Annotated in this window: 14 protein-coding genes; 9 read left to right on the top strand and 5 right to left on the bottom strand. The window is 65.7% G+C overall.

The window, feature by feature from the left end:
• Nucleotide 1 precedes the first annotated feature (1 nt).
• Nucleotides 2-1,333, top strand: coding sequence for a cell envelope integrity protein CreD (gene creD / locus V0R59_RS07630; RefSeq protein ID WP_330074306.1), 1,332 nt, complete (start codon nucleotides 2-4; stop codon nucleotides 1,331-1,333).
• A 175-nt stretch (nucleotides 1,334-1,508) separates the two neighbouring features.
• Here creD and V0R59_RS07625 read toward each other — a convergent pair whose 3' ends face one another.
• The 5 genes from V0R59_RS07625 to aceE all read right to left on the bottom strand — a co-directional run bounded on the left by V0R59_RS07625 (nucleotide 1,509) and on the right by aceE (nucleotide 10,270).
• On the bottom strand, nucleotides 1,509-2,135 hold the full coding sequence (locus V0R59_RS07625) for a glutathione S-transferase (RefSeq protein WP_330074305.1): 627 nt from the start codon (nucleotides 2,133-2,135) through the stop codon (nucleotides 1,509-1,511).
• Nucleotides 2,136-2,144: 9 nt separating this feature from the next.
• Nucleotides 2,145-2,813, bottom strand: a complete 669-nt coding sequence (msrA, locus tag V0R59_RS07620; protein ID WP_330074304.1) for a peptide-methionine (S)-S-oxide reductase MsrA — start codon at nucleotides 2,811-2,813, stop codon at nucleotides 2,145-2,147.
• A gap of 87 nt (nucleotides 2,814-2,900) precedes the next feature.
• Nucleotides 2,901-5,591 (bottom strand): putative bifunctional diguanylate cyclase/phosphodiesterase, encoded by a 2,691-nt coding sequence (locus tag V0R59_RS07615; RefSeq protein WP_330074303.1) that lies wholly within the window; start codon nucleotides 5,589-5,591, stop codon nucleotides 2,901-2,903.
• Nucleotides 5,592-5,964: 373 nt separating this feature from the next.
• Nucleotides 5,965-7,611, bottom strand: a complete 1,647-nt coding sequence (gene aceF, locus V0R59_RS07610; protein WP_330074302.1) for a dihydrolipoyllysine-residue acetyltransferase — start codon at nucleotides 7,609-7,611, stop codon at nucleotides 5,965-5,967.
• A gap of 13 nt (nucleotides 7,612-7,624) precedes the next feature.
• Nucleotides 7,625-10,270 carry a pyruvate dehydrogenase (acetyl-transferring), homodimeric type gene (aceE, locus tag V0R59_RS07605; protein WP_330074301.1) on the bottom strand — a complete coding sequence of 882 codons (2,646 nt, stop codon included), beginning with the start codon at nucleotides 10,268-10,270 and terminating at the stop codon, nucleotides 7,625-7,627.
• Between the two features lie 383 nt (nucleotides 10,271-10,653).
• On the opposite strand from aceE, the gene glnE reads away from it, so the two are divergent.
• The 8 genes from glnE (at nucleotide 10,654) to V0R59_RS07565 (ending at nucleotide 20,699) form a co-directional block, all read left to right on the top strand.
• Nucleotides 10,654-13,587, top strand: coding sequence for a bifunctional [glutamate--ammonia ligase]-adenylyl-L-tyrosine phosphorylase/[glutamate--ammonia-ligase] adenylyltransferase (gene glnE / locus V0R59_RS07600; protein WP_330074300.1), 2,934 nt, complete (start codon nucleotides 10,654-10,656; stop codon nucleotides 13,585-13,587).
• Between the two features lie 151 nt (nucleotides 13,588-13,738).
• On the top strand, nucleotides 13,739-14,788 hold the full coding sequence (gene waaF, locus V0R59_RS07595) for a lipopolysaccharide heptosyltransferase II (RefSeq protein ID WP_330074299.1): 1,050 nt from the start codon (nucleotides 13,739-13,741) through the stop codon (nucleotides 14,786-14,788).
• Entirely contained in the window at nucleotides 14,789-15,850 is a 1,062-nt protein-coding gene (gene waaC, locus V0R59_RS07590; RefSeq protein ID WP_330074298.1) for a lipopolysaccharide heptosyltransferase I, read from the top strand. It abuts the gene before it with no gap.
• Nucleotides 15,850-16,971 (top strand): glycosyltransferase family 4 protein, encoded by a 1,122-nt coding sequence (locus V0R59_RS07585; protein ID WP_330074297.1) that lies wholly within the window; start codon nucleotides 15,850-15,852, stop codon nucleotides 16,969-16,971. Before waaC ends, V0R59_RS07585 begins: the two co-directional genes overlap by 1 nt.
• Nucleotides 16,968-17,774: a lipopolysaccharide core heptose(I) kinase RfaP gene (gene rfaP / locus V0R59_RS07580; RefSeq protein WP_330074296.1), complete on the top strand. Its 807-nt coding sequence runs from the start codon at nucleotides 16,968-16,970 to the stop codon at nucleotides 17,772-17,774. The genes V0R59_RS07585 and rfaP overlap by 4 nt, the downstream gene beginning before the upstream one ends.
• Complete coding sequence (locus tag V0R59_RS07575; protein WP_330074295.1) at nucleotides 17,774-18,508, top strand: lipopolysaccharide kinase InaA family protein; 735 nt, start codon at nucleotides 17,774-17,776, stop codon at nucleotides 18,506-18,508. The genes rfaP and V0R59_RS07575 overlap by 1 nt, the downstream gene beginning before the upstream one ends.
• Nucleotides 18,505-19,257, top strand: coding sequence for a lipopolysaccharide kinase InaA family protein (locus tag V0R59_RS07570; protein ID WP_330074294.1), 753 nt, complete (start codon nucleotides 18,505-18,507; stop codon nucleotides 19,255-19,257). The genes V0R59_RS07575 and V0R59_RS07570 overlap by 4 nt, the downstream gene beginning before the upstream one ends.
• On the top strand, nucleotides 19,257-20,699 hold the full coding sequence (locus tag V0R59_RS07565) for a lipopolysaccharide kinase InaA family protein (RefSeq protein WP_330074293.1): 1,443 nt from the start codon (nucleotides 19,257-19,259) through the stop codon (nucleotides 20,697-20,699). The genes V0R59_RS07570 and V0R59_RS07565 overlap by 1 nt, the downstream gene beginning before the upstream one ends.
• Nucleotides 20,700-20,827 lie beyond the last annotated feature (128 nt).

Raw genomic sequence — 20,827 nt, 5'->3', positions numbered from 1 at the left:
CATGAACAAGAACCTGAGTCTAAAACTCGGCACCATCGCCCTGCTGGTGCTGGCCTTGCTGATACCGCTGCTGATGATCGGCGGCCTGATCGACGAGCGGCAGTCCCTGCGCGACAGCGTGGTCGACGACATCGCCCAGAGCTCCAGCCATGCCCAGCAGATCAGCGGGCCACTGCTGGTGGTGCCGTACAGCAAGTACGAGCGGGTGTGGAAGGTGCAGGACGGCAAGAGCTTCCAGGAAACCCGCATGAACCACGGTTTCCTCACCTTCCTCCCGGAGACCTTCCTTCTCGACGGCAGCGCCAGCACCGAGCTGCGTTCCCGAGGCATCTACGAGGCGCGGCTGTTCCATGCCAGCAGCCGGATCAGCGGCCAGTTCCGCATCCCGGCCAACTGGGGGATCAAGAGCGACCTCGACGACTACCGCTTCGACACGCCGTTCATCGCCGTGGGCATCAGCGATATCCGCGGCATCCAGAACGGCCTGCAGCTGCAGCTCAACGGCAAGACCCTGGATTTCGTCGCCGGCAGCAAGCTGGACTGGCTGGGCGGCGGCGTGCACGCCCTGCTCGGCGAGTTCGACCGCAGCAGCGAGCAGCGCCTGGACTACGCCTTCAACCTGAACCTGCAAGGCACTGGCCAGTTGCACGTGCTGCCGGTGGGGCGCAGCAGCAGCGTGACCCTCAGCGCCAACTGGCCGCACCCGAGCTTTATCGGCAACTACCTGCCGAACAGCCGCGAGATCGACGGCAAGGGCTTCAAGGCCCAATGGCAGACCTCGTTCTTCTCCACCAACCTGGAAGAAGCCCTGGCCAGCTGTGCGTCTCGCGAAAGCTGCGCCGACTTCCAGGGCCGCGCCTTCGGGGTCAGCTTCGTCGATCCGGTGGACCAGTACCTGAAGAGCGAGCGGGCGATCAAGTACGCGCTGCTGTTCATCGCCCTGACCTTCGCCGGCTTCTTCCTCTTCGAGGTGCTGCGCGACCTCAGCGTGCACCCGATCCAGTACGCCCTGGTGGGTGCGGCGCTGGCGCTGTTCTACCTGTTGCTGCTGTCGCTGTCGGAGCATATCGGCTTCGGCATGGCGTACCTGGTGTCGGCGGGGGGCTGCGTGGGGTTGATCGGGTTCTACCTGTGCCATGTGCTGCGCAGTGCCGTGCGCGGGCTGGGTTTCGCTGCGGGGTTGGCGGTGTTGTATGCGCTGCTCTACGGGCTGCTGAGCGCCGAGGACTACGCGTTGCTGATGGGGGCGTTGCTGCTGTTCGCGCTGCTCGGGGTGTTCATGGTGCTGACGCGGCGGCTGGACTGGTATCGGGCCGGGCAGGTGCGGGCATGAGCGGGTTGCGGGAGGAGCGGGAGTTCGGGGAGGCGTTGGTTCAGGGGATCAGGGTCTTGTGGAGAGAGGAAGCTTGCGGTGGACACGTACCCTGTGGGAGCGGATTCATCCGCGATTACGGTAGTGAACGCACCGACGCAATCGCGGGTGAACCCGCTCCCACAGTTCCTCATCATCAGGCCGGAGCAGTAGCCTTCATCGAGTCCCGCTGACTCACCTCGGCATACCACGCCGCCAGCTTCGGCTGCCGCTCGCGCCAGCCGAAGTCCGGCATGCGCAGGTCGATGTAGCCCAGGGCACAGGCCAGGCCGATCGCCGCAGCGTCGAAGCCCGAGGCGATTTCGGCGTGATGGTTGTCTTCAAGGTCCGCCAGGCCCCGGCGGATCTTTTCCGACTGCGCCTCGACCCACTCGTCCCAACGCTTTTCCGGCGGACGCAGGAAGGTTTCGTAGCGGGTCAGCACCGCCGCGTCCATGATCGCGTCGGCCAGCGAGGCCAGGGTCAGGCGCCGCCAGCGCGCCGAACCTTCACGGGGAATCAGCGGCATGCCGACATGCTGGTGATCGAGGAAATCGACGATCACCCGGCTGTCGTGCAACACGCTGCCATCGTCCAGGCGCAGTGCCGGGAGCTTGCCCGCCGGATTGCCCTGGTTGAGGTCGGCATCCGGGCTGACCGGGCTGACATTGACCGATTGCAGGGCGACCCGATCGATCTGGCCGGTCTCGTGCAGCACCACCAGGACCTTGCGCACGAAGGGCGACAGCGGCGAGTGGAACAACGTCATGCTCGGTGTGGCCATGGTGGCTCCTCAGTTGCCTTGCAGGCTGGGTGGCAGGCAGACGCCGGTACCGCCGATGCCGCAGTAGCCATCGGGGTTCTTCGCCAGGTACTGCTGGTGATAGGCCTCGGCGAAGTACACGGTCGGCGCCTGGGCGATCTCGGTGGTGATCTCGCCGAAACCGGACTTGGCCAGCTCGGCCTGGTACTGGTCGCGGCTTGCCTCGGCTTCCTGCAACTGCTGAGGCGAGGTGCAGTAGATCGCCGAGCGGTACTGGGTGCCGATGTCGTTGCCCTGGCGCATGCCCTGGGTCGGGTTGTGCAGTTCCCAGAACATCGCCAGCAGCTCGCGGTAGCTGACCTTGTCCTTGTCGAACACCACCAGCACCACTTCGGTGTGGCCGGTCAGGCCCGAGCAGACTTCTTCGTAGGTCGGGTTGGGGGTGATGCCGCCGGCATAGCCGACCACGGTGCTGACCACGCCGTCACGCTGCCAGAAGCGCCGCTCGGCACCCCAGAAGCAACCCAGGCCAAAGATGGCGAAGTCCACGGCGCTTTCAAAGAAAGGACCGAGCAGCGGCGTCTCGGTGAAGACGAAATGCTTTTCCGGCAGCGGCATCGGGGTTTCGCGGCCAGGCAGGGCCTGTTCCGCGGTAGGCAGGACGTTTTTATTCACGAGAATCTCCGAACGCAGGACCATTACCCATTCCTCTTGTCAGGCAGGCGGCATCGGCAGCGATGCCATCATTGGGATAGACCGGTAGTGTGCCCGAGTGTTGCGTGGCTGTCAGGCCGTCGGACCGCGGGGATAGCGCTTGAGCTTGTCGACCAGTTCATCACCCGGGATCGGCTTGTCGAACAGGTAGCCCTGGCCGACGTCGCAGCGGTGCCGCCGCAGGAATGCCAGTTGCTCGGCGGTCTCGATGCCTTCGGCGACCACCTTGAGCTTGAGGTTGTGGGCCATGGCCACCACCGCCGAGGTGATCTCCATGTCGTCCTGGTTGTCCGGGATCTCGTTGATGAAGCTGCGGTCGATCTTGATGATGTCGATCGGGAATTTCTTCAGGTAGCTCAGCGACGAATAGCCGGTGCCGAAGTCGTCCATGGCCAGGGTCAGGCCCAACTGCTTGAGCTGGTCGAGCTGGCGACGGGTGTCCTCGGTGGCTTCCAGCAGCAGGCCCTCGGTCAGTTCCAGCTCCAGCAGGTGCGGCGGCAGCGCCTCTTCCTGGAGGATGTTGGCGATCGAGGCGACCAGGTCCGGATCGGAGAACTGCTTGGGCGACAGGTTGATCGCCACCTGCAGGTTGCCCATGCCTTCTTCTGCCAGTTGCTGGCTCATGCGGCAGGCCTGGCGCGCCACCCACTTGCCGATGGGGATGATCAGGCCGGTTTCCTCGGCGACGCTGATGAACTGGTCCGGGCGGATCATGCCCTTCTCCGGATGGTTCCAGCGCAGCAGCGCTTCCAGGCCGAGCAGGCGGCCGGTGCGCAGGCACAGCTTGGGCTGGTAGAACACCTGCAGCTCGTTCTGCGCCAGGGCACGGCGCAGGTTGTTCTCGACGAACAGCTTGTAGCTGGCCTCGGCGTTAAGCGCCTCGGTGAACACCTGGACCTGGTGCTTGCCGTTGGCCTTGGCCTTGTGCAGGGCAAGGCCGGCGTTCTTCATCAGGGTCTGCGGGTCGCGGCCATGCAGCGGCGCGCAGGCCAGGCCCACGGAGCCGGTGACGTTGATCAGCTGGTTGTCGACGAACATCGGCTTGTCGAGCGTGTTGAGCAGTTGCTGGGCAATCTGCTGGCCGCTTTCCAGGTCGGTGTTGTCCAGCAGCACGGCGAATTCGTTACTGGCGAAGCGCGCCAGGCTGCCGCCCGGGCTGAGGCTGTTGCGCAGGCGCCGGGCCAGGCTCACCAGCAGCTTGTCGCCGGTCTGGTGGCCGAGGCTGTCGTTGATCCGCTTGAAGTTGTCGATATCCACCAGCAGCAGGCAGATCGGCGTGTCGCTGTCGCGGGCGAAACGCTCGTCGAGGTTGCGGATGAACGCCGGGCGGTTGCCCAGGCCGGTCAGGTTGTCGGTGTAGGCCAGGCGCTCGATACGCTGCTGGGCCAGCTTGGTCTGGGTGATGTCTTCGTAGATGCCGATGTAGTGGGTCAACTCGCGGTTGTCGCCGTACACCTTGGAAATCGACAGCTGGCCCCAGTAGGGTTCGAGGTTCTTGCGCCGGCTCTTGAACTCGCCCTGCCAGCTGTTGCCCATGGCCAGGCTGGACTCATCGAACAGCAGTTCGCTGAGGTTTTCCAGGGCCGACAGCTCGGACAGGCGATGGCCCTGCACTTCCTCGGAGCTGTACTGGGTGATCGCGGTGAAACTCGGGTTGACGTACTCCACCACGCCGTCGCGGTTGACCAGCAGGAAGGCGTTGGCGCTCTGCTCTACTGCCCGCTGGAACAGGTGCAAGGCGCTGGTGGCGGCGCGACGGTTGTGATTGTTGATGACCTGGGCGAACTGGTCGGCCAGCTCGCCGGCAAAGGCGATCTCGTCGGCCTGCCAGGCCCGCGGGCTGCCACCGTGTTCGAGGCAGAGCACGCCGACCACCTGGCCATCGATGCGGATGCTGGCGTCGAGCATGGCGATCACGTCGCGGGGCCGCAGGCTCTCGGTGATGTCGCGGGTGCGCGGGTCGTGGCTGGCATTGTGCGCGTCGATCGCACGGCTGCTGTGCAGGGCTTCCAGGTAGTCCGGGAACAGGCTCGCGTCGATCGGCTTGGGCATCCGGTACTCGCGGGTCTCGCGGTAGAACGCCGAAATCGGCTCCAGGCGCTGGCCTTCCAGGTACCACAGGCTGGCGCATTCGATCCGGTAGATGTCGCAGGCGCTGCGGGTGATCAGCTCGGCAGCTTCCTGCAGCGAGTTGCTGGCGCTGTAGCGATGCCGCGCGAGGTGCAGGATCAGGTCCTGCTGGGCGCGCACGCGCTCCAGGTGTTCGAGTTGTTCCTGCTGTGCCTGCTGGTTCAGCTTGAGGGCGATCTGCAGGCGGCTGTTGCGGGTTTCCAGGTCTTCGGCGCTGAGCTCGGGGCTGATGCCGTCCTGCTCGTCCAGCACCAGCAGGTAGCCGCGCAGCAACTGGCGGTTGTGCTGCTTGTAGGCCTCGCCCAGTTCGAGCAGGTTCAGGGGCCCGTTGCCGGTGTGCAGGGTGTAGCGGCTGACGTAGTGATTGCTCACCGCCAGTTGCGCCTGGATGGCGTCATGCAGCTTGTAGCGGGCTTCCGGCTCCATGAGGCTGGCGTAGGGCGAACCCACCAGGGCACAGAGTTCCACGGCCGGCAGGCCGAACTGGCGTTCGCAGCCCGGGTCGAGGAAGAGCATCGCCCAGCTCGCTTCGTTCAGCCGCTCGAAACGCAGCATGCCGAGCCGTGATGGCACCGGTAACTGCGTCACTACCTCGGCCGCCGGACGGCTGGCGGCATCGGTTTGGCTCTTCATGGGAAGCTCGCTCGAATAAGACTGATGGCACGGGCTTGGCACTTTGCTATGCACGTTCGGGCAAGGTTGCATCATGCGCCGGAGGCTGACAAGCAATTGGTTCGATGCTGGTTTGATCTATGTCGGCATGGTGCCGCATTTCTTCAACCAACGAACCGACACTACGCACCCTGTGGGAGCGGGTTTACCCGCGATTGCACTGGTGAATCCACTACCGCCATCGCGGGTGAACCCGCTCCCACAGGGGTCGCGGCGCCTTTTCCTGCAGGCAAAAAAAGCCCCGCCAGATGACGGGGTTGAGGTACGAGCGTGGCAGCTCGAAAGGGTCAAGCCCTGTCTCCCCCGGCAGAGGGAGACAGGTAACAGCTTTTCGTTACAGCAGCATGGTGCGGATGTCGCCCAGCACGTCGCCCAGACGCTTGGTGAAGCGGGCGGCGGCAGCGCCGTTGATCACGCGGTGATCGTAGGACAGCGACAGCGGCAGCATCAGCTTCGGCTGGAAGGCCTTGCCATCCCAGACCGGCTGCATGGTGGCCTTGGACACACCCAGGATCGCCACTTCCGGCGCGTTGACGATCGGCGTGAAGCCGGTGCCGCCAATGTGGCCGAGGCTGGAGATGGTGAAGCAGGCACCCTGCATGTCGTCCGCGGACAGCTTCTTGGTCCGGGCCTTCTCGGCCAGGGCAGCAGCTTCGGCAGCCAGTTGCAGCAGGCTCTTCTGGTCGACGTTCTTGATCACAGGGACCAGCAGGCCATCCGGGGTGTCCACGGCGAAGCCGATGTGCACGTATTTCTTGCGGATGATCGCCTTGCCGCTTGGCGCCAGCGAGCTGTTGAAGTCCGGCAGTTCCTTGAGCAGGAAGGCGCAGGCCTTGAGCAGCAGCGGCAGCACGGTCAGCTTGACGCCAGCCTTCTCGGCCACGGCCTTCTGCGCAACGCGGAAGGCTTCCAGCTCGGTGATGTCGGCGGAGTCGAACTGGGTCACGTGCGGCACATTCAGCCAGCTGCGGTGCAGGTTGGCGGCACCGACCTGCATCAGGCGGGTCAGGGCCACTTCTTCCACTTCACCGAACTTGCTGAAGTCGACGACCGGGATCGGCGGGATGCCCGCGCCACCGGTAGCGCCGCCAGCGGCAGGCGCTTCCTTGGCCTTCTGCATCATGGCCTTGACGTAGACCTGCACGTCTTCCTTCAGCACGCGGCCGTGAGGACCGGTCGGCGACACGGCGCTCAGCTCGACGCCGAACTCGCGGGCCAGCTGGCGAACAGCAGGACCGGCGTGGACTTTCGCACCGCTTGGCGCAGGCGCGGCGGCCGGAGCAGCAGCGGCTGGCGCCGGTGCGGCAGCAGCAGGGGCTGGTGCGGCAGCCGGGGCAGCGGCCGGAGCCGGAGCGGCGGCGGCAGGTGCCGGGGCAGCAGCGGCTGGCGCAGCGCCCGCGACTTTCAGTTTCAGGATCAGGTCACCGGTGCCGACTTCGTCGTCCAGTTTCACGATCACGGCTTCGACCACGCCAGCGGCAGGCGACGGGATCTCCATGGAGGCCTTGTCGGACTCCAGGGTGATCAGCGACTGGTCGGCTTCGACGGTGTCGCCGGCCTTGACCAGCACTTCGATGATCTTGGCCTTGCCCGACGAACCGATGTCCGGCACGTGGATGTCTTGCACGGCAGCAGCGGCCGGAGCAACTGGAGCCGCCGCCGGTGCTGGCGCAGCTGCGGCCGGTGCGGCGGCAGGCGCGGCAGCGGCAGGAGCGGCGGCAGGTGCCTCGGGGGCCGCGGCAGCGGCACCCTCGACTTCCAGTTCCAGCAGTTCGTCGCCTTCTTTCAGGCGGTCGCCCAGCTTGACCTTCAGCGCCTTGATCACGCCGGCCTTGGGCGCCGGGATCTCCATGGAAGCCTTGTCGGACTCCAGGGTCAGCAGGCTCTGGTCTGCTTCGATACGGTCACCGACCTTGACGAACAGCTCGATGATTTCACCTTCACCGCTGCCGATGTCAGGTACGCGAATGATTTCGCTCACTTAAAAATACTCCTCAGCAGTCCAGTGGGTTGCGCTTGTCCGGGTCGATGCCGAACTTGACGATGGCGTCGGCCACCACCTTCGGTTCGATCTCGCCACGGTCAGCCAGGGCTTCCAGGGCAGCCAGCACGACGAAGTGACGGTCGACTTCGAAGAAGTGACGCAGCTTCTTGCGGCTGTCGCTGCGACCGTAGCCATCGGTACCCAGGACCTTGAACTCTTTGCTCGGAACCCACTGACGGATCTGTTCGGCGAACAGCTTCATGTAGTCGGTAGACGCGATGACCGGACCTTTGCGGCCGCTCAGGCATTCTTCGACATAGGTGCGCTGTGGCTTCTGACCAGGCTTCAGGCGGTTTGCGCGCTCAACGGCCAGGCCGTCGCGACGCAGTTCGTTGAAGCTGGTGACGGACCAGACGTCGGCACCGATGTTGAACTCTTCACGCAGGATCTTCGCGGCTTCGCGGACTTCGCGCAGGATGGTGCCGGAGCCCATCAGCTGTACGTGGTGCGCGGCGTCGCGGGTGTCTTCTTCCAGCAGGTACATGCCCTTGATGATGCCTTCCTCGGCGCCGGCCGGGATGGCTGGCTGGGTGTAGGCTTCGTTCATCACGGTGATGTAGTAGAAGACGTCCTGTTGCTCTTCGGTCATCTTCTTCATGCCGTCCTGGATGATCACCGCCAGCTCGTAGCCGTAGGTCGGATCATAGGTGCGGCAGTTCGGGATGGTGGCAGCCAGCATGTGGCTGTGACCGTCTTCGTGCTGCAGGCCTTCACCGTTCAGGGTGGTACGGCCGGCGGTACCGCCGATCAGGAAGCCACGGGTGCGGCTGTCGCCAGCGGCCCAGGCCAGGTCGCCGATACGCTGGAAGCCGAACATCGAGTAGAAGATGTAGAACGGCAGCATCGGCTGGTTGTGGGTGCTGTACGAGGTACCGGCAGCGATGAACGACGACATGGCGCCGGCTTCGTTGATGCCTTCCTCGAGGATCTGGCCCTTCTTGTCTTCGCGGTAGAACATCACCTGGTCTTTGTCGACTGGCTCGTAGAGCTGGCCGACGGACGAGTAGATGCCCAGCTGGCGGAACATGCCTTCCATACCGAAGGTACGGGCTTCGTCCGGGATGATCGGGACGATGCGCTGGCCGATTTCCTTGTCCTTGACCAGTTGCGCGAGGATCCGCACGAAGGCCATGGTGGTGGAGATTTCGCGGTCGCCCGAGCCGTCCAGGATCGCCTTCAGGGTTTCCAGTGGCGGAGTCGGGATGCTGATCGACTTGCTGCGGCGCTGCGGTACGAAACCGCCCAGTGCGGCGCGGCGCTCGGCCAGGTAGCGAGCTTCGGCGCTGCCTTCTTCAGGCTTGAAGAACGGCAGGTTTTCCAGGTCTTCGTCCTTGACCGGGATGTCGAAGCGATCGCGGAAGTGACGCAGGCTGTCGACGTCGACCTTCTTGGTGTTGTGCGCGGTGTTCTTGGCTTCGCCAGCACCGGTGCCGTAGCCCTTGATGGTCTTGGCCAGGATGACGGTAGGCTGGTCCTTGTGGTTGACCGCCTGGTGGTAGGCCGCATAGACCTTGTACGGGTCGTGGCCGCCACGGTTGAGCTTCCAGATCTCGTCGTCGGACAGGTCGGCGACCATGGCTTTGAGTTCTGGAGTATTGAAGAAGTGCTCACGGACGAACGCGCCGTCCTTGGCCTTGTAGTTCTGGTACTCGCCGTCGATGACTTCGTCCATGCGGCGCTGCAGGATACCGTCGGTGTCCTTGGCCAGCAGTGGGTCCCAGAAGCGGCCCCAGACCACCTTGTTGACGTTCCAGCCACCGCCACGGAACACGCCTTCGAGTTCCTGGATGATCTTGCCGTTGCCGCGAACCGGGCCGTCGAGGCGCTGCAGGTTGCAGTTGATGACGAAGATCAGGTTGTCCAGCTTCTCGCGGCCGGCCAGGGCGATCGCGCCCAGGGATTCCGGCTCGTCGCACTCGCCGTCGCCCATGTAGCACCAGACCTTCTGCTTGCCGGCCGGGATGTAGCCACGGGCTTCCAGGTACTTCATGAAGCGCGCCTGGTAGATCGCCTGGATCGGGCCCAGACCCATGGAAACGGTCGGGAACTGCCAGAAGTCTGGCATCAGCCATGGGTGCGGGTAGGACGACAGGCCGTTGCCATCGACTTCCTGGCGGAAGTTGTTCATCTGGTCTTCGCTGATGCGGCCTTCCATGAAGGCGCGGGCGTAGACGCCTGGCGAGGCGTGGCCCTGGAAGAAGATCAGGTCGCCGCCGTGCTCTTCGGTAGGAGCCTGGAAGAAGTAGTTGAAGCCGATGTCATACAAGGTGGCGCTGGAGGCGAACGAAGAAATGTGGCCGCCCAGGTCCGAGTCCTTCAGGTTGGTGCGCATTACCATGGCCAGCGCGTTCCAGCGCACCAGGGAGCGAATGCGGCGTTCCATGAACAGGTCGCCAGGCATGCGTGCTTCGTGGGTGACTGGAATGGTGTTGCGGTATGGCGTGGTGATTGCGTACGGCAGCTGCGAACCACTGCGGGTGGCCAGCTCGCCCATACGGGTCATCAGGTAGTGAGCGCGGTCTTCGCCTTCTTTGTCGAGGACCGACTCCAGGGCGTCCAGCCATTCCTGGGTTTCGACGGGATCGAGGTCTTGCATGGCTTGCTCCAGGGCGGAAAGGCTTCCAGAATCGGTTGCCTGAAGTTTGCGACTGGCCTTTTGGGCAGACGACATGAATTCTTGGATTACCGGAGGTAGTCCCGGCGGCGTGTAGTTTTACTACAAATCGTTCCTCATTACATGCCTTCGACTGAAAAAAGCAGTAGTAAAACTACATCGGAACGACGTCCGGCCATCCGTTGGCTTGTGAGATAAAACGATACCGGTGATTGAAAACCGGTTACGAAAAGGTCTGCTGTGATGTTTTCTGCCAAAAAAACCGGATTTGCAGCTATTTCCAACTTTTGTACGACAGTCCAACCCGGGCCGCGTTCCGCCCGCCTCGTCACTGCCTGCCTTTTCCCGCGGATCAAGGATAGACCATGAGCCTGCCTTCGCTGGTCCAACTGCCAGAAACCCTGAAAGCCACCGCCCTCAATAATGAACAGGCCCTGCGCGATGCCGTGACGGCCCTCGACGGCCTCACCCTGGACGACTGGAGCAGCGAGCGCTGGAGCGCCTTCGCCCGGGTCTCGGCGGCCAGCGTGTTCGTCCTCGAACAGAGCCTGCGCGACCCGGCGATGCTCCTCGACCTGGCCGCCAGCGGCGACCTCGACCGGCGCTTCGCGCCCGGCGAGCTGTGCGCGCAACTGGCCGCCGCGGCCACCGCCGCCGGCAGCGAGGACGAACTGGCGCGCAACCTGCGCCGCCAGCGCAACCGGCACCAGGTGCGGATCATCTGGCGCGACGTGACCCGCCAGGCCGACCTGATCGAAACCTGCCGCGACCTCTCCGACATGGCCGACGCCGCCATCGACCAGGCCTACCAGTGGCTTTACCCGCGCCTGTGCGAGCAGTTCGGCACGCCGACCGGCAGCCGCAGCGGCCTGCCGCAACAGATGGTGGTGCTGGGCATGGGCAAGCTCGGCGCGGTGGAGCTCAACCTGTCCTCGGACATCGACCTGATCTTCGCCTACCCCGAAGGCGGAGAGACCACCGGGGTCAAGCGCTCGCTGGACAACCAGGAGTTCTTCACCCGCCTCGGCCAGCGCCTGATCAAGGCGCTGGACCCGATCACCGTCGACGGCTTCGTCTTCCGCGTCGACATGCGCCTGCGCCCCTACGGCTCGTCCGGCGCCCTGGTGCTGAGCTTCAACGCCCTGGAGCAGTACTACCAGGACCAGGGTCGCGACTGGGAACGCTACGCCATGATCAAGGCCCGCGTGGTAGCCGGCGACCAGGCCGCCGGCGCGCAGTTGCAGGAGATGCTGCGACCGTTCGTCTACCGCCGCTACCTGGACTTCTCCGCCATCGAGGCGCTGCGCACCATGAAGCAGCTGATCCAGCAGGAAGTGCGGCGCAAGGGCATGTCCGAGAACATCAAGCTCGGCGCCGGCGGCATCCGCGAGGTGGAGTTCATCGCCCAGGCCTTCCAGCTGATCCACGGCGGCCGCGACCTGAGCCTGCAACAGCGCCCCCTGCTTAAAGTGCTGGCGACCCTGGAAGGCCAGGGCTACCTGCCCGCCGCCGTGGTTACCGAGCTGCGCGAAGGCTACGAATTCCTCCGCTACACCGAACACGCGATCCAGGCCATCGGCGACCGCCAGACCCAGATGCTGCCGGTCGACGACCTGGACCGTGCACGCATCGCCTTCATGCTCGGTTTCCCGGACTGGGATGCCTTCCACGCCCGGTTGATGCACTGGCGCGGACGTATCGACTGGCACTTCCGCCAGGTCATCGCCGACCCGGACGAAGAGGAAGGCGAAGGCGAGGTGGTGGTCGGCGGCGAATGGCTGCCGCTCTGGGAAGAAGCCCAGGACGAGGAAGCCGCCTGCCGCCAGCTGGAAGACGCCGGTTTCCGCGACGCCCCGCGCGCCCTGAAACTGCTCGCTGGCCTGCGCTCCAGCCCACAGTTGCGAGCCATGCAGCGCCTCGGCCGCGAACGTCTCGATGCCTTTATTCCACGCCTGCTGGCCCAGGCCGTCGAGCACGACGATCCGGACCTGGTGCTGGAACGGGTGCTGCCACTGGTGGAAGCCGTGGCCCGCCGCTCCGCCTACCTGGTGCTGCTGACCGAGAACCCCGGCGCCCTGCGCCGCCTGCTGACCCTTTGCGCCGCCAGCCCATGGATCGCCGAGCAGATCGCCCGCTTCCCGCTGCTGCTCGACGAACTCCTCAATGAAAGCCGCCTGTTCAGCCCGCCGAAGGCGCCGGAACTGGCCGCCGAGCTGCGCGAACGCCTGACCCGCATCCCCGAGGACGACCTGGAACAGCAGATGGAGGCCCTGCGTCACTTCAAGCTGGCCCACAGCCTGCGGGTCGCAGCCTCGGAAATCGCCGGCAGCCTGCCGCTGATGAAGGTCAGCGACTACCTGACCTGGCTCGCCGAAGCCATCCTCAACCAGGTCCTGGCCCTGGCCTGGCGCCAGACCGTGGCCCGCCACGGCCGCCCGCAGCGCAGCGACGGCAGCCCCTGCGACCCCGGCTTCATCATCGTCGGCTACGGCAAGGTCGGCGGCATCGAGCTGGGCCACGGCTCCGACCTGGACCTGGTGTTCATCCACGACGGCGACCCACAGGCCGAGACCGACGGCGCCAAGCCGATCGACAGCGCGCAGTTCTTCACCCGCCTGGGCCAGCGCATCATCCACCTGCTGACCACCCAGACCAACTCCGGTCAGCTCTACGACGTCGACATGCGCCTGCGCCCGTCCGGCGCCTCGGGGTTGCTGGTGAGTTCGGTGGGCGCCTTCGAGCGCTACCAGCAGAACGAAGCCTGGACCTGGGAACACCAGGCCCTGGTCCGCGCCCGGGTGCTGGTGGGCTGCGAGCAGGTCGGCGCGGCCTTCGAAGACGTGCGCGCGCGCGTCCTCGGCAAACAGCGCGACCTGGCCGCCCTGCGCGCCGAAGTCAGCGACATGCGCGCCAAGATGCGCGACAACCTGGGCAGCAAATCCACCGCCGCCGGCACTGCGGCCAATGCCTATGACGCCGGCGTTCCCTTCGATATCAAGCAGGATGCCGGTGGTATCGTCGATATTGAATTTATGGTGCAATACGCCGCGCTCGCCTGGTCCCACACCCATCCGGCGCTGCTGCGCTACACCGACAACATCCGCATCCTCGAAGGTCTGGAGGAAGCCGGGCTGATGCCCGCCAGCGATGCCGTGCTGCTGCGCGAGGTGTACAAGGCGTTCCGCTCCGCCGCGCACCGCCAGGCCTTGCAGAAGCAGGCCGGGGTGATCGATGCGGCGCAGTTCGCCACGGAACGCCGCGAAGTCCGGCGGATCTGGAGCGAACTGGGGCTTGGCTGAGCGAAGTGCGAATCCGGCGGCAGGAAGCCAGCCAGCATCGGCCTACACTCTTCTGGGCGTAGGCCGTTGTAACCGAGCCTGACTATAAAGAGGGGAGGCCAGCGCTGTTGGAAAACAGGCTGCAGCCTCCCTGATCGTTTCTGGATAAAGCATGAGAATTTTGATAATCGGGCCCAGTTGGGTGGGCGACATGGTGATGGCGCAGACGCTGTTCCAGGTCCTGAAGCAGCGTCACGCCGACTGCGTGATCGACGTGCTGGCCCCCGAGTGGAGCCGGCCGATCCTCGAACGCATGCCCGAAGTGCGCCAGGCCTTGAGCTTCCCGCTCGGCCACGGCGTGCTCGACCTGGCCACGCGCCGGCGCATCGGCAAGTCCCTGGCCGGCCAGTACGACCAGGCGATCCTCCTGCCCAACTCGCTGAAGTCGGCGCTGGTACCCTTCTTCGCCGGGATTCCCAAGCGCACCGGCTGGCGCGGCGAATTCCGCTACGGCCTGCTCAACGACGTGCGGCGCCTGGACAAGGCACGCTACCCGCTGATGATCGAGCGCTTCATGGCCCTCGCCTACCCGGATGGCAGCGACCTGCCCCAGCCCTACCCGCGGCCGAGCCTGCGGATCGAGGATGCCAGCCGTGCCACCGCCCTGGCCAAGTTCGGCCTGGAGCTGGACCGCCCGGTCCTGGCCCTGTGCCCGGGGGCCGAATTCGGCGAAGCGAAGAAGTGGCCGTCGGAGCATTACGCGAAGATCGCCGAGCTGAAGATCCGCGAAGGCTGGCAGGTCTGGCTGTTCGGCTCGAAGAACGACCACCCGGTCGGCGAGCAGATCCGCGACCGCCTGATCCCCGGCTTCCGCGAGGAATCCAGCAACCTGGCCGGGGAAACCTCCCTGGCCGAGGCCATCGACCTGCTGTCCTGCGCCGATGCCGTGGTGTCCAACGATTCCGGCCTGATGCACGTCGCCGCGGCGCTGAACCGCCCGCTGGTGGCGGTGTACGGTTCCACCTCGCCGGGCTTCACCCCGCCGCTGGCCGACCAGGTCGAAGTGGTGCGCCTGGGCCTGGATTGCAGCCCCTGCTTCGACCGCACCTGCCGCTTCGGCCATTACAACTGCCTGCGCCAACTGGAGCCCGACGCCGTCGCGGCGGCGTTGCAGCGGCTCAACGGCCCGTCGCTGGTCGACATCAGTGCAGAGGTCGACTAAGTGCGGGTCCTGCTGATCAAGACAACCTCCCTGGGCGACGTGATCCACGCCCTGCCGGCGCTGACCGATGCCGCCCACGCCATCCCGGGCATCCAGTTCGACTGGGTGGTGGAAGAAGGCTTCGCCGAGATTCCCACCTGGCACCCGGCGGTGGACCAGGTGATTCCCGTGGCGATCCGCCGCTGGCGCAAGAACCTCTGGCAGACCTTCAGGAACGGCGAATGGCGCCAGTTCAAGCAACGCGTGCGCGAGCGCAAGTACGACCTAGTGATCGATGCCCAGGGCCTGGTCAAGAGTGCCTGGCTGACCCGCTACGTGAAGAAGACGCCGGTGGCGGGCCTGGACCGCTACTCGGCACGCGAAGGCTTCTCCAGTCGCTTCTACGACCGCCGCCTGTCGGTCGAGAAGGGCCAGCACGCGGTGGAACGCATCCGCCAGCTGTTCGCCCTGGCCCTGGGCTACGACATCCCCGAGGGCATCGGTGACTACGGCCTGGACCGCAGCCGCCTGGAGCAGATCGGCGTGGCGCCCTACGTGGTGTTCCTGCATGGCACCACCTGGGACACCAAGCACTGGCCCGAGCTGTACTGGCGCCAACTGGCCGAGCGCCTTGGCCGCGCCGGCCTGCATGTCTGCCTGCCGTGGGGCAACCCGGTGGAGAAGGCCCGCGCCGAACGCATCGCCCAGGGCTTGAAGAACGCCCGGGTACTACCCAAATTGAACCTGGCCGGGGTGGCCAAGGTGCTGGCCTCGGCGAAAGCCTGCGTGGCGGTGGACACCGGCCTCGGGCACCTGGCGGCGGCGCTGGACGTGCCGACCATCTCGCTGTTCGGCCCGACCAACCCTGGCCTCACCGGCGCCTATGGCAAGTCCCAGGTCCACGTGGCCAGCGACTTCCCGTGCGCGCCCTGCCTGCGCAAGAAGTGCACCTACAAGCCGAGCGCCGAGGAACTGCGCCGGTTCGATCTCAAACGTGAGTGGCCGCTGTGCTTCACTCGCCTGAATCCCGAACGTGTGGCCCGCCAGTTGGGCGAGCTGCTGCGGGCCGAGGATGTTCGTTGATGCAACTGGCTTTCGTGCTCTACAAGTATTTCCCCTTCGGTGGCCTGCAGCGTGACTTCATGCGCATCGCCCTGGAGTGCCAGCGGCGCGGGCACCAGATCCGCGTCTACACCCTGATCTGGGAAGGCGACGTGCCGCCCGGCTTCGAGGTACTGGTGGCGCCGGTCAAGGCGCTGTTCAACCATCGGCGCAACGAGAAGCTCAGCGCCTGGATGGAGGCGGACCTGGCCAAGCGCCCGGTGGACCGCCTGATCGGCTTCAACAAGATGCCCGGCCTGGACGTCTACTACGCCGCCGACGGCTGCTTCGAGGACAAGGCGCAGACCCTGCGCGGCGGCCTGTACCGGCGCTGGGGCCGCTACCGGCACTTCGCCGAATACGAGCGCGCGGTGTTCGCCCGCGATGCGCGCACCGAGATCCTGATGATTTCCGAAGTGCAGCAGCCGCTGTTCATCAAGCACTACGGCACCCAGGAAGAGCGCTTCCACCTGCTGCCGCCGGGTATCTCCCAGGACCGCCGGGCCCCGGCCAACGCCGCCGGGATCCGCGCCGAATTCCGTCGCGAATTCAACCTGGGCGACGACGACCTGCTGCTGGTGCAGATCGGTTCCGGGTTCAAGACCAAGGGCACCGACCGCAGCCTCAAGGCCCTCGCCGCCCTGCCCCCGGCCCTGCGCAAGCGCACGCGCCTGATGGTCATCGGCCAGGACGATCCCAAGGTGTTCCAGTTGCAGAGCACCGCCCTGGGCCTGGGCGACCAGGTGCAGTTCCTCAAGGGTCGCAGCGACATCCCGCGCTTCCTGCTCGGCGCCGATGTGCTGATCCACCCGGCCTACAACGAGAACACCGGCACCGTGCTGCTGGAGGCGCTGGTCGCCGGCCTGCCGGTGCTGGTCACCGCGGTGTGCGGCTACGCCCACTACATCGCCGAGGCCGACAGTGGCCTGGTACTGGACGAGCCCTTCGAACAGGACCAGCTCAACAGCTACCTGCAACGCATGCTCGAAGACCCGGCCGCCCGCGCCAGCTGGGGCCAGAATGGCCTGGCCTTCGCCGAGACCGCCGACCTGTACAGCATGCCCGAGCATGCCGCCGACGTGATTCTCGGGGAGCGCCCATGAAGCTGATCCTGGCAGAACCCTTCAAGCGCCTGTGGGCCGGCCGCGATCCGTTCGATGCCGTCGAAGCCCTGCAAGGCGAGGTCTACCGCGAGCTGGAAGGCCGCCGCACCCTGCGCACCGAGGTCGACGGCGAAGGCTTCTTCGTCAAGATCCACCGCGGCATCGGCTGGGGCGAGATCTTCAAGAACCTGTTCAGCGCCAAGCTGCCGGTGCTCGGCGCCGGCCAGGAATGGACCGCCATCCAGCGCCTGCACGAAGTCGGCGTGCCGACCATGACCGCGGTGGCCTTCGGCGAACGCGGCAGCAACCCGGCAACCCAGCATTCGTTCATCGTCACCGAGGAACTGGCGCCCACCATCAGCCTGGAAGACTTCAGCATCGACTGGGTCCGCCAGCCGCCGGAGCCACGGCTCAAGCGCGCGCTGATCGCCGAAGTGGCGAAGGTGACCGGCGGCATGCACCGCGCCGGGGTCAACCACCGCGACTGCTACATCTGCCACTTCCTGCTGCACACCGACCGACCGGTGACGGCGGATGACTTCCGCCTGTCGGTCATCGACCTGCACCGCGCCCAGACCCGTGACAAGGTCTCCCGGCGCTGGCGCGACAAGGACCTGGCCGCCCTGTATTTCTCGGCGCTGGACATCGGCCTGACGCGCCGCGACAAGCTGCGCTTCCTGCGCGGCTATTTCCAGCAGCCGCTGCGCCAGGTGCTCGCGGAGCACGCCAGCCTGCTGCGCTGGCTGGACGGCAAGGCGCAAAAGCTCTACGAGCGCAAGCAACGGTATGGGGACGCGCTCTGATGGCGGGTTGGACACTGGAGCCGAAGTACGCGGCCCTGGCAAAGGATTTCGGCAGTATCGACGCGGTGTTCGCCCTTCAGGGCGAGCGCCTGACCCGCGACCCGCTGAGCGAGGTGGTGCGCGTCGAGCGCGACGGCATAAACTATTACGTCAAGCGCTACACCGGCGCCGGCAAGCACCTGCGCCGCTACCTGGGCCGGCCACGGATCAAGGCCGAATGGCAGAACCTCAAGCAGTTCGCCAAGTGGCAGATCCCCACCGCCGAGGTGGTCGCCTGCGGCCTGGAGCGCAACGGCCTGAGCTTCGGCCGCGGTGCCATGATCACCCGCGAGCTGCCACGCACCGAGGACCTGTCGGTGCTGGCCGAGCGCAACGACCCGCGTCTCAAGGATCGCCAGTGGGTCGACCACATCAGCCGCCAGCTGGCCCGGCACACGCGGATCATGCATGACCACCACTTCACCCATAACGACCTGAAGTGGCGCAACCTGCTGGTGGATGACGCCGGCACGCTATTCTTCATCGACTGCCCCACCGGCGACTTCTGGTGGGGCTTCATGTTGCGCTATCGCATCACCAAGGATCTGGCGTGCCTGGACAAAGTGGCCAAGTATCACCTGTCGGCCACCCAGCGCCTGCGCTTCTACCTGCAATACCGCAATCGGGCTCGCCTGAATGCTGCGGACAAGAAGCGCGTCCGCCATATCGTGAAGTTCTTCGAGGGACGCGAATGAGTGATTTTGTGGCCAGTGCCGACACGGCGCTGCTCGAACGCCATGGCCTGAACGGCTTCGAACAGCTCTGGGCACTGCAACTGGACGCAGTGGACGAGCCCAATACCGGCCGTGGTGGCTGGAGCAGCGTGTTCCGCCTGGAACTCGAAGGCAAGGGCTACTACCTCAAGCGCCAGAGCAACTACCTGACCCACACCCTGCACCGGCCGTTCGGCGAGCCGACCTTCGCCCGCGAGTTCCGCAATATCAGCCGCTACCAGAAACTGCGCATCCCGGCGCTGCAAGCGGTGTACTACGGCGAACGCAAGGTCGACGGCCAGCGCCGGGCGATCCTGATGACCCGTGCCCTGGACGACTGGAACGACCTCGACAGCCTGCTCGGCCAATGGCCGCAACTGCCGCTGCCGCAGCGCCAGGGCATCCTGCGCGCCTGCGGGCAACTGGCGCGGACCCTGCACGGCGCCGGCCAGGTGCATGGCTGCTTCTATCCCAAGCACATCTTCCTGCGCGAGCGCGGCGACGGCTGGCAGGCGCAACTGATCGACCTGGAAAAGACCCGCCCGCTGCTGTTCGGCCAGCGCGACCGGACCAAGGACCTGGAACCCTTGCTGCGCCGCGCCCCGAACTGGACCGAGGCGGAGGTACGCCTGCTGCTTTCCGCCTACCTGGACCAGCCGAGCGACAGTTCGCTGGTCAATGCCTGGCTCCAGCGCCTGCTGAAACGCCGCCGCCACAAGGAAACCCGCTGATGCGTCTGTCCGAACTCAAGGATGCCGGGCGCACCCCGGCGCTGCCATTGAGCGTCACCCTCGCCGATGCCGCCGGCAGTGCCGATCTGCAACTGCTCAGCCTGCTGCGGGTACTGCCGGGGCAGCGTTATGTCGGTGCCGGCGTCTGGCGCGGCAAGCCGGTGCTGGCCAAGTTGCTGGTTGGCGGCAGTGCCGCACGGCACTTCCAGCGCGAGCTGGCGGGCGTGCGCCTGCTGGCCGACAACGGCGTGACCACGCCGCAATTGCTGGCAGACGGCCTGAAAGAAGGCGAAGGCGGCTGGCTGCTGTTCGAGTTCCTCGAAGGCTCCACCAGCCTGGGCGACGTCTGGTCCAAGGTCGAAGGGCAGCCACCGTTGAGCGACGAGCAGAGCCTGGTGCTCGGCGAAGCCCTCGCGGCGGTGGCCCAGTTGCATGCCAAGGGCCTGTGGCAGGACGACCTGCACCTGGATAACCTGCTGCGCCACGACGGCCGGCTGTTCGTCATCGACGGCGGCGGGATCAAGGCGGAAACCCCGGGCCAGCCACTGTCGCGCCAACAGGTGCTGCAGAACCTCGGCGTGCTGTTCGCCCAGTTGCCCAAGCGCCTGGAGCCGTTCATCGAGGAACTGCTGGTGCATTACCTGCTGGCCAACAGCGAGCACGCGCTGCCGCTGGAAGCCTTGCAGAAGCAGATCGACAAGGTCCGCCACTGGCGGATGAAGGATTACCTGGACAAGGCCGGCCGCGACTGCACGCTGTTCAGCGTCGAGCGCGGCGCCTCGGGCCTGAAGGCGATCCCGCGCAGCGAAGTGGCGGCGATGCAGCCGGTGCTGGACAACGCCGACGCGCTGATCGACGCCGGCCACCTGTACAAGACCGGCGGTGCCGCCAGCGTGGCGCGGGTCGAGGTCCAGGGCCGGCCGCTGGTGATCAAGCGCTACAACATCAAGGACACCGCCCACTGGTTCAAGCGCTTCTGGCGCCCGAGCCGGGCCTGGCATTCGTGGATCGAAGGGCATCGCCTGGCGTTCCTCGGCTTCGCCACGCCCAAGCCGCTGGCGGTGCTGGAGACACGCTGGCTGGGGTTGCGCGGCAAGGCGTACCTGGTGACCGAACTGCTCGACGGGCCGGACCTGATGGCCGCGTTTGCGCCCTATGTGGAAAGCGGTGATGTGCCAGAAGAGCAGTTGGCAGCGTTGCAGCAGTTGCTGGCGCGGCTGATTCACGAGCGCATCAGCCATGGCGACCTGAAGGCCTACAACCTGTTCTGGCAGGACGGGCAATGGGCGCTGATCGACCTGGATGCCATGTCGCAGCACGCGACCCAGCTGAGCTTCGCCCCGTCGTTCGCCAAGGACCGGGCGCGGTTGCTGAGGAACTGGCCGGTGGAAAGTGCGCTGTACAAGCGGCTGGACGAGTGCCTGCCCAAGCTCGCGGACTGAACGGCTCCCTGTAGGAGCGGGTTCACCCGCGATTGCAGTAGTGAATTCACCATCGCAATCGCGGGTGAACCCGCTCCTACAGGGGGGCCGTGTACAACCATTGAAAAAGGGGCCAATCACGGCCCCTT

It is taken from the genome of Pseudomonas ulcerans (assembly GCF_036324125.1).
Classification (GTDB): domain Bacteria; phylum Pseudomonadota; class Gammaproteobacteria; order Pseudomonadales; family Pseudomonadaceae; genus Aquipseudomonas; species Aquipseudomonas ulcerans.
The sequence above is the reverse complement of the archived record's forward strand: the minus strand, read 5'-3'. Positions and strand labels throughout refer to the sequence as shown.

What these genes read in the sequence shown, in the direction of transcription:
- waaF (WP_330074299.1), top strand. Translation starts at nt 13,739, where the DNA reads ATGAGAATTTTGATAATCGGGCCCAGTTGGGTGGGCGACATGGTGATG.
- V0R59_RS07625 (WP_330074305.1), bottom strand. Translation starts at nt 2,135, where the DNA reads ATGGCCACACCGAGCATGACGTTGTTCCACTCGCCGCTGTCGCCCTTC.
- V0R59_RS07570 (WP_330074294.1), top strand. Translation starts at nt 18,505, where the DNA reads ATGAGTGATTTTGTGGCCAGTGCCGACACGGCGCTGCTCGAACGCCAT.
- V0R59_RS07575 (WP_330074295.1), top strand. Translation starts at nt 17,774, where the DNA reads ATGGCGGGTTGGACACTGGAGCCGAAGTACGCGGCCCTGGCAAAGGAT.
- msrA (WP_330074304.1), bottom strand. Translation starts at nt 2,813, where the DNA reads ATGGTCCTGCGTTCGGAGATTCTCGTGAATAAAAACGTCCTGCCTACC.
- rfaP (WP_330074296.1), top strand. Translation starts at nt 16,968, where the DNA reads ATGAAGCTGATCCTGGCAGAACCCTTCAAGCGCCTGTGGGCCGGCCGC.
- V0R59_RS07565 (WP_330074293.1), top strand. Translation starts at nt 19,257, where the DNA reads ATGCGTCTGTCCGAACTCAAGGATGCCGGGCGCACCCCGGCGCTGCCA.
- V0R59_RS07615 (WP_330074303.1), bottom strand. Translation starts at nt 5,591, where the DNA reads ATGAAGAGCCAAACCGATGCCGCCAGCCGTCCGGCGGCCGAGGTAGTG.
- creD (WP_330074306.1), top strand. Translation starts at nt 2, where the DNA reads ATGAACAAGAACCTGAGTCTAAAACTCGGCACCATCGCCCTGCTGGTG.
- glnE (WP_330074300.1), top strand. Translation starts at nt 10,654, where the DNA reads ATGAGCCTGCCTTCGCTGGTCCAACTGCCAGAAACCCTGAAAGCCACC.
- aceE (WP_330074301.1), bottom strand. Translation starts at nt 10,270, where the DNA reads ATGCAAGACCTCGATCCCGTCGAAACCCAGGAATGGCTGGACGCCCTG.
- V0R59_RS07585 (WP_330074297.1), top strand. Translation starts at nt 15,850, where the DNA reads ATGCAACTGGCTTTCGTGCTCTACAAGTATTTCCCCTTCGGTGGCCTG.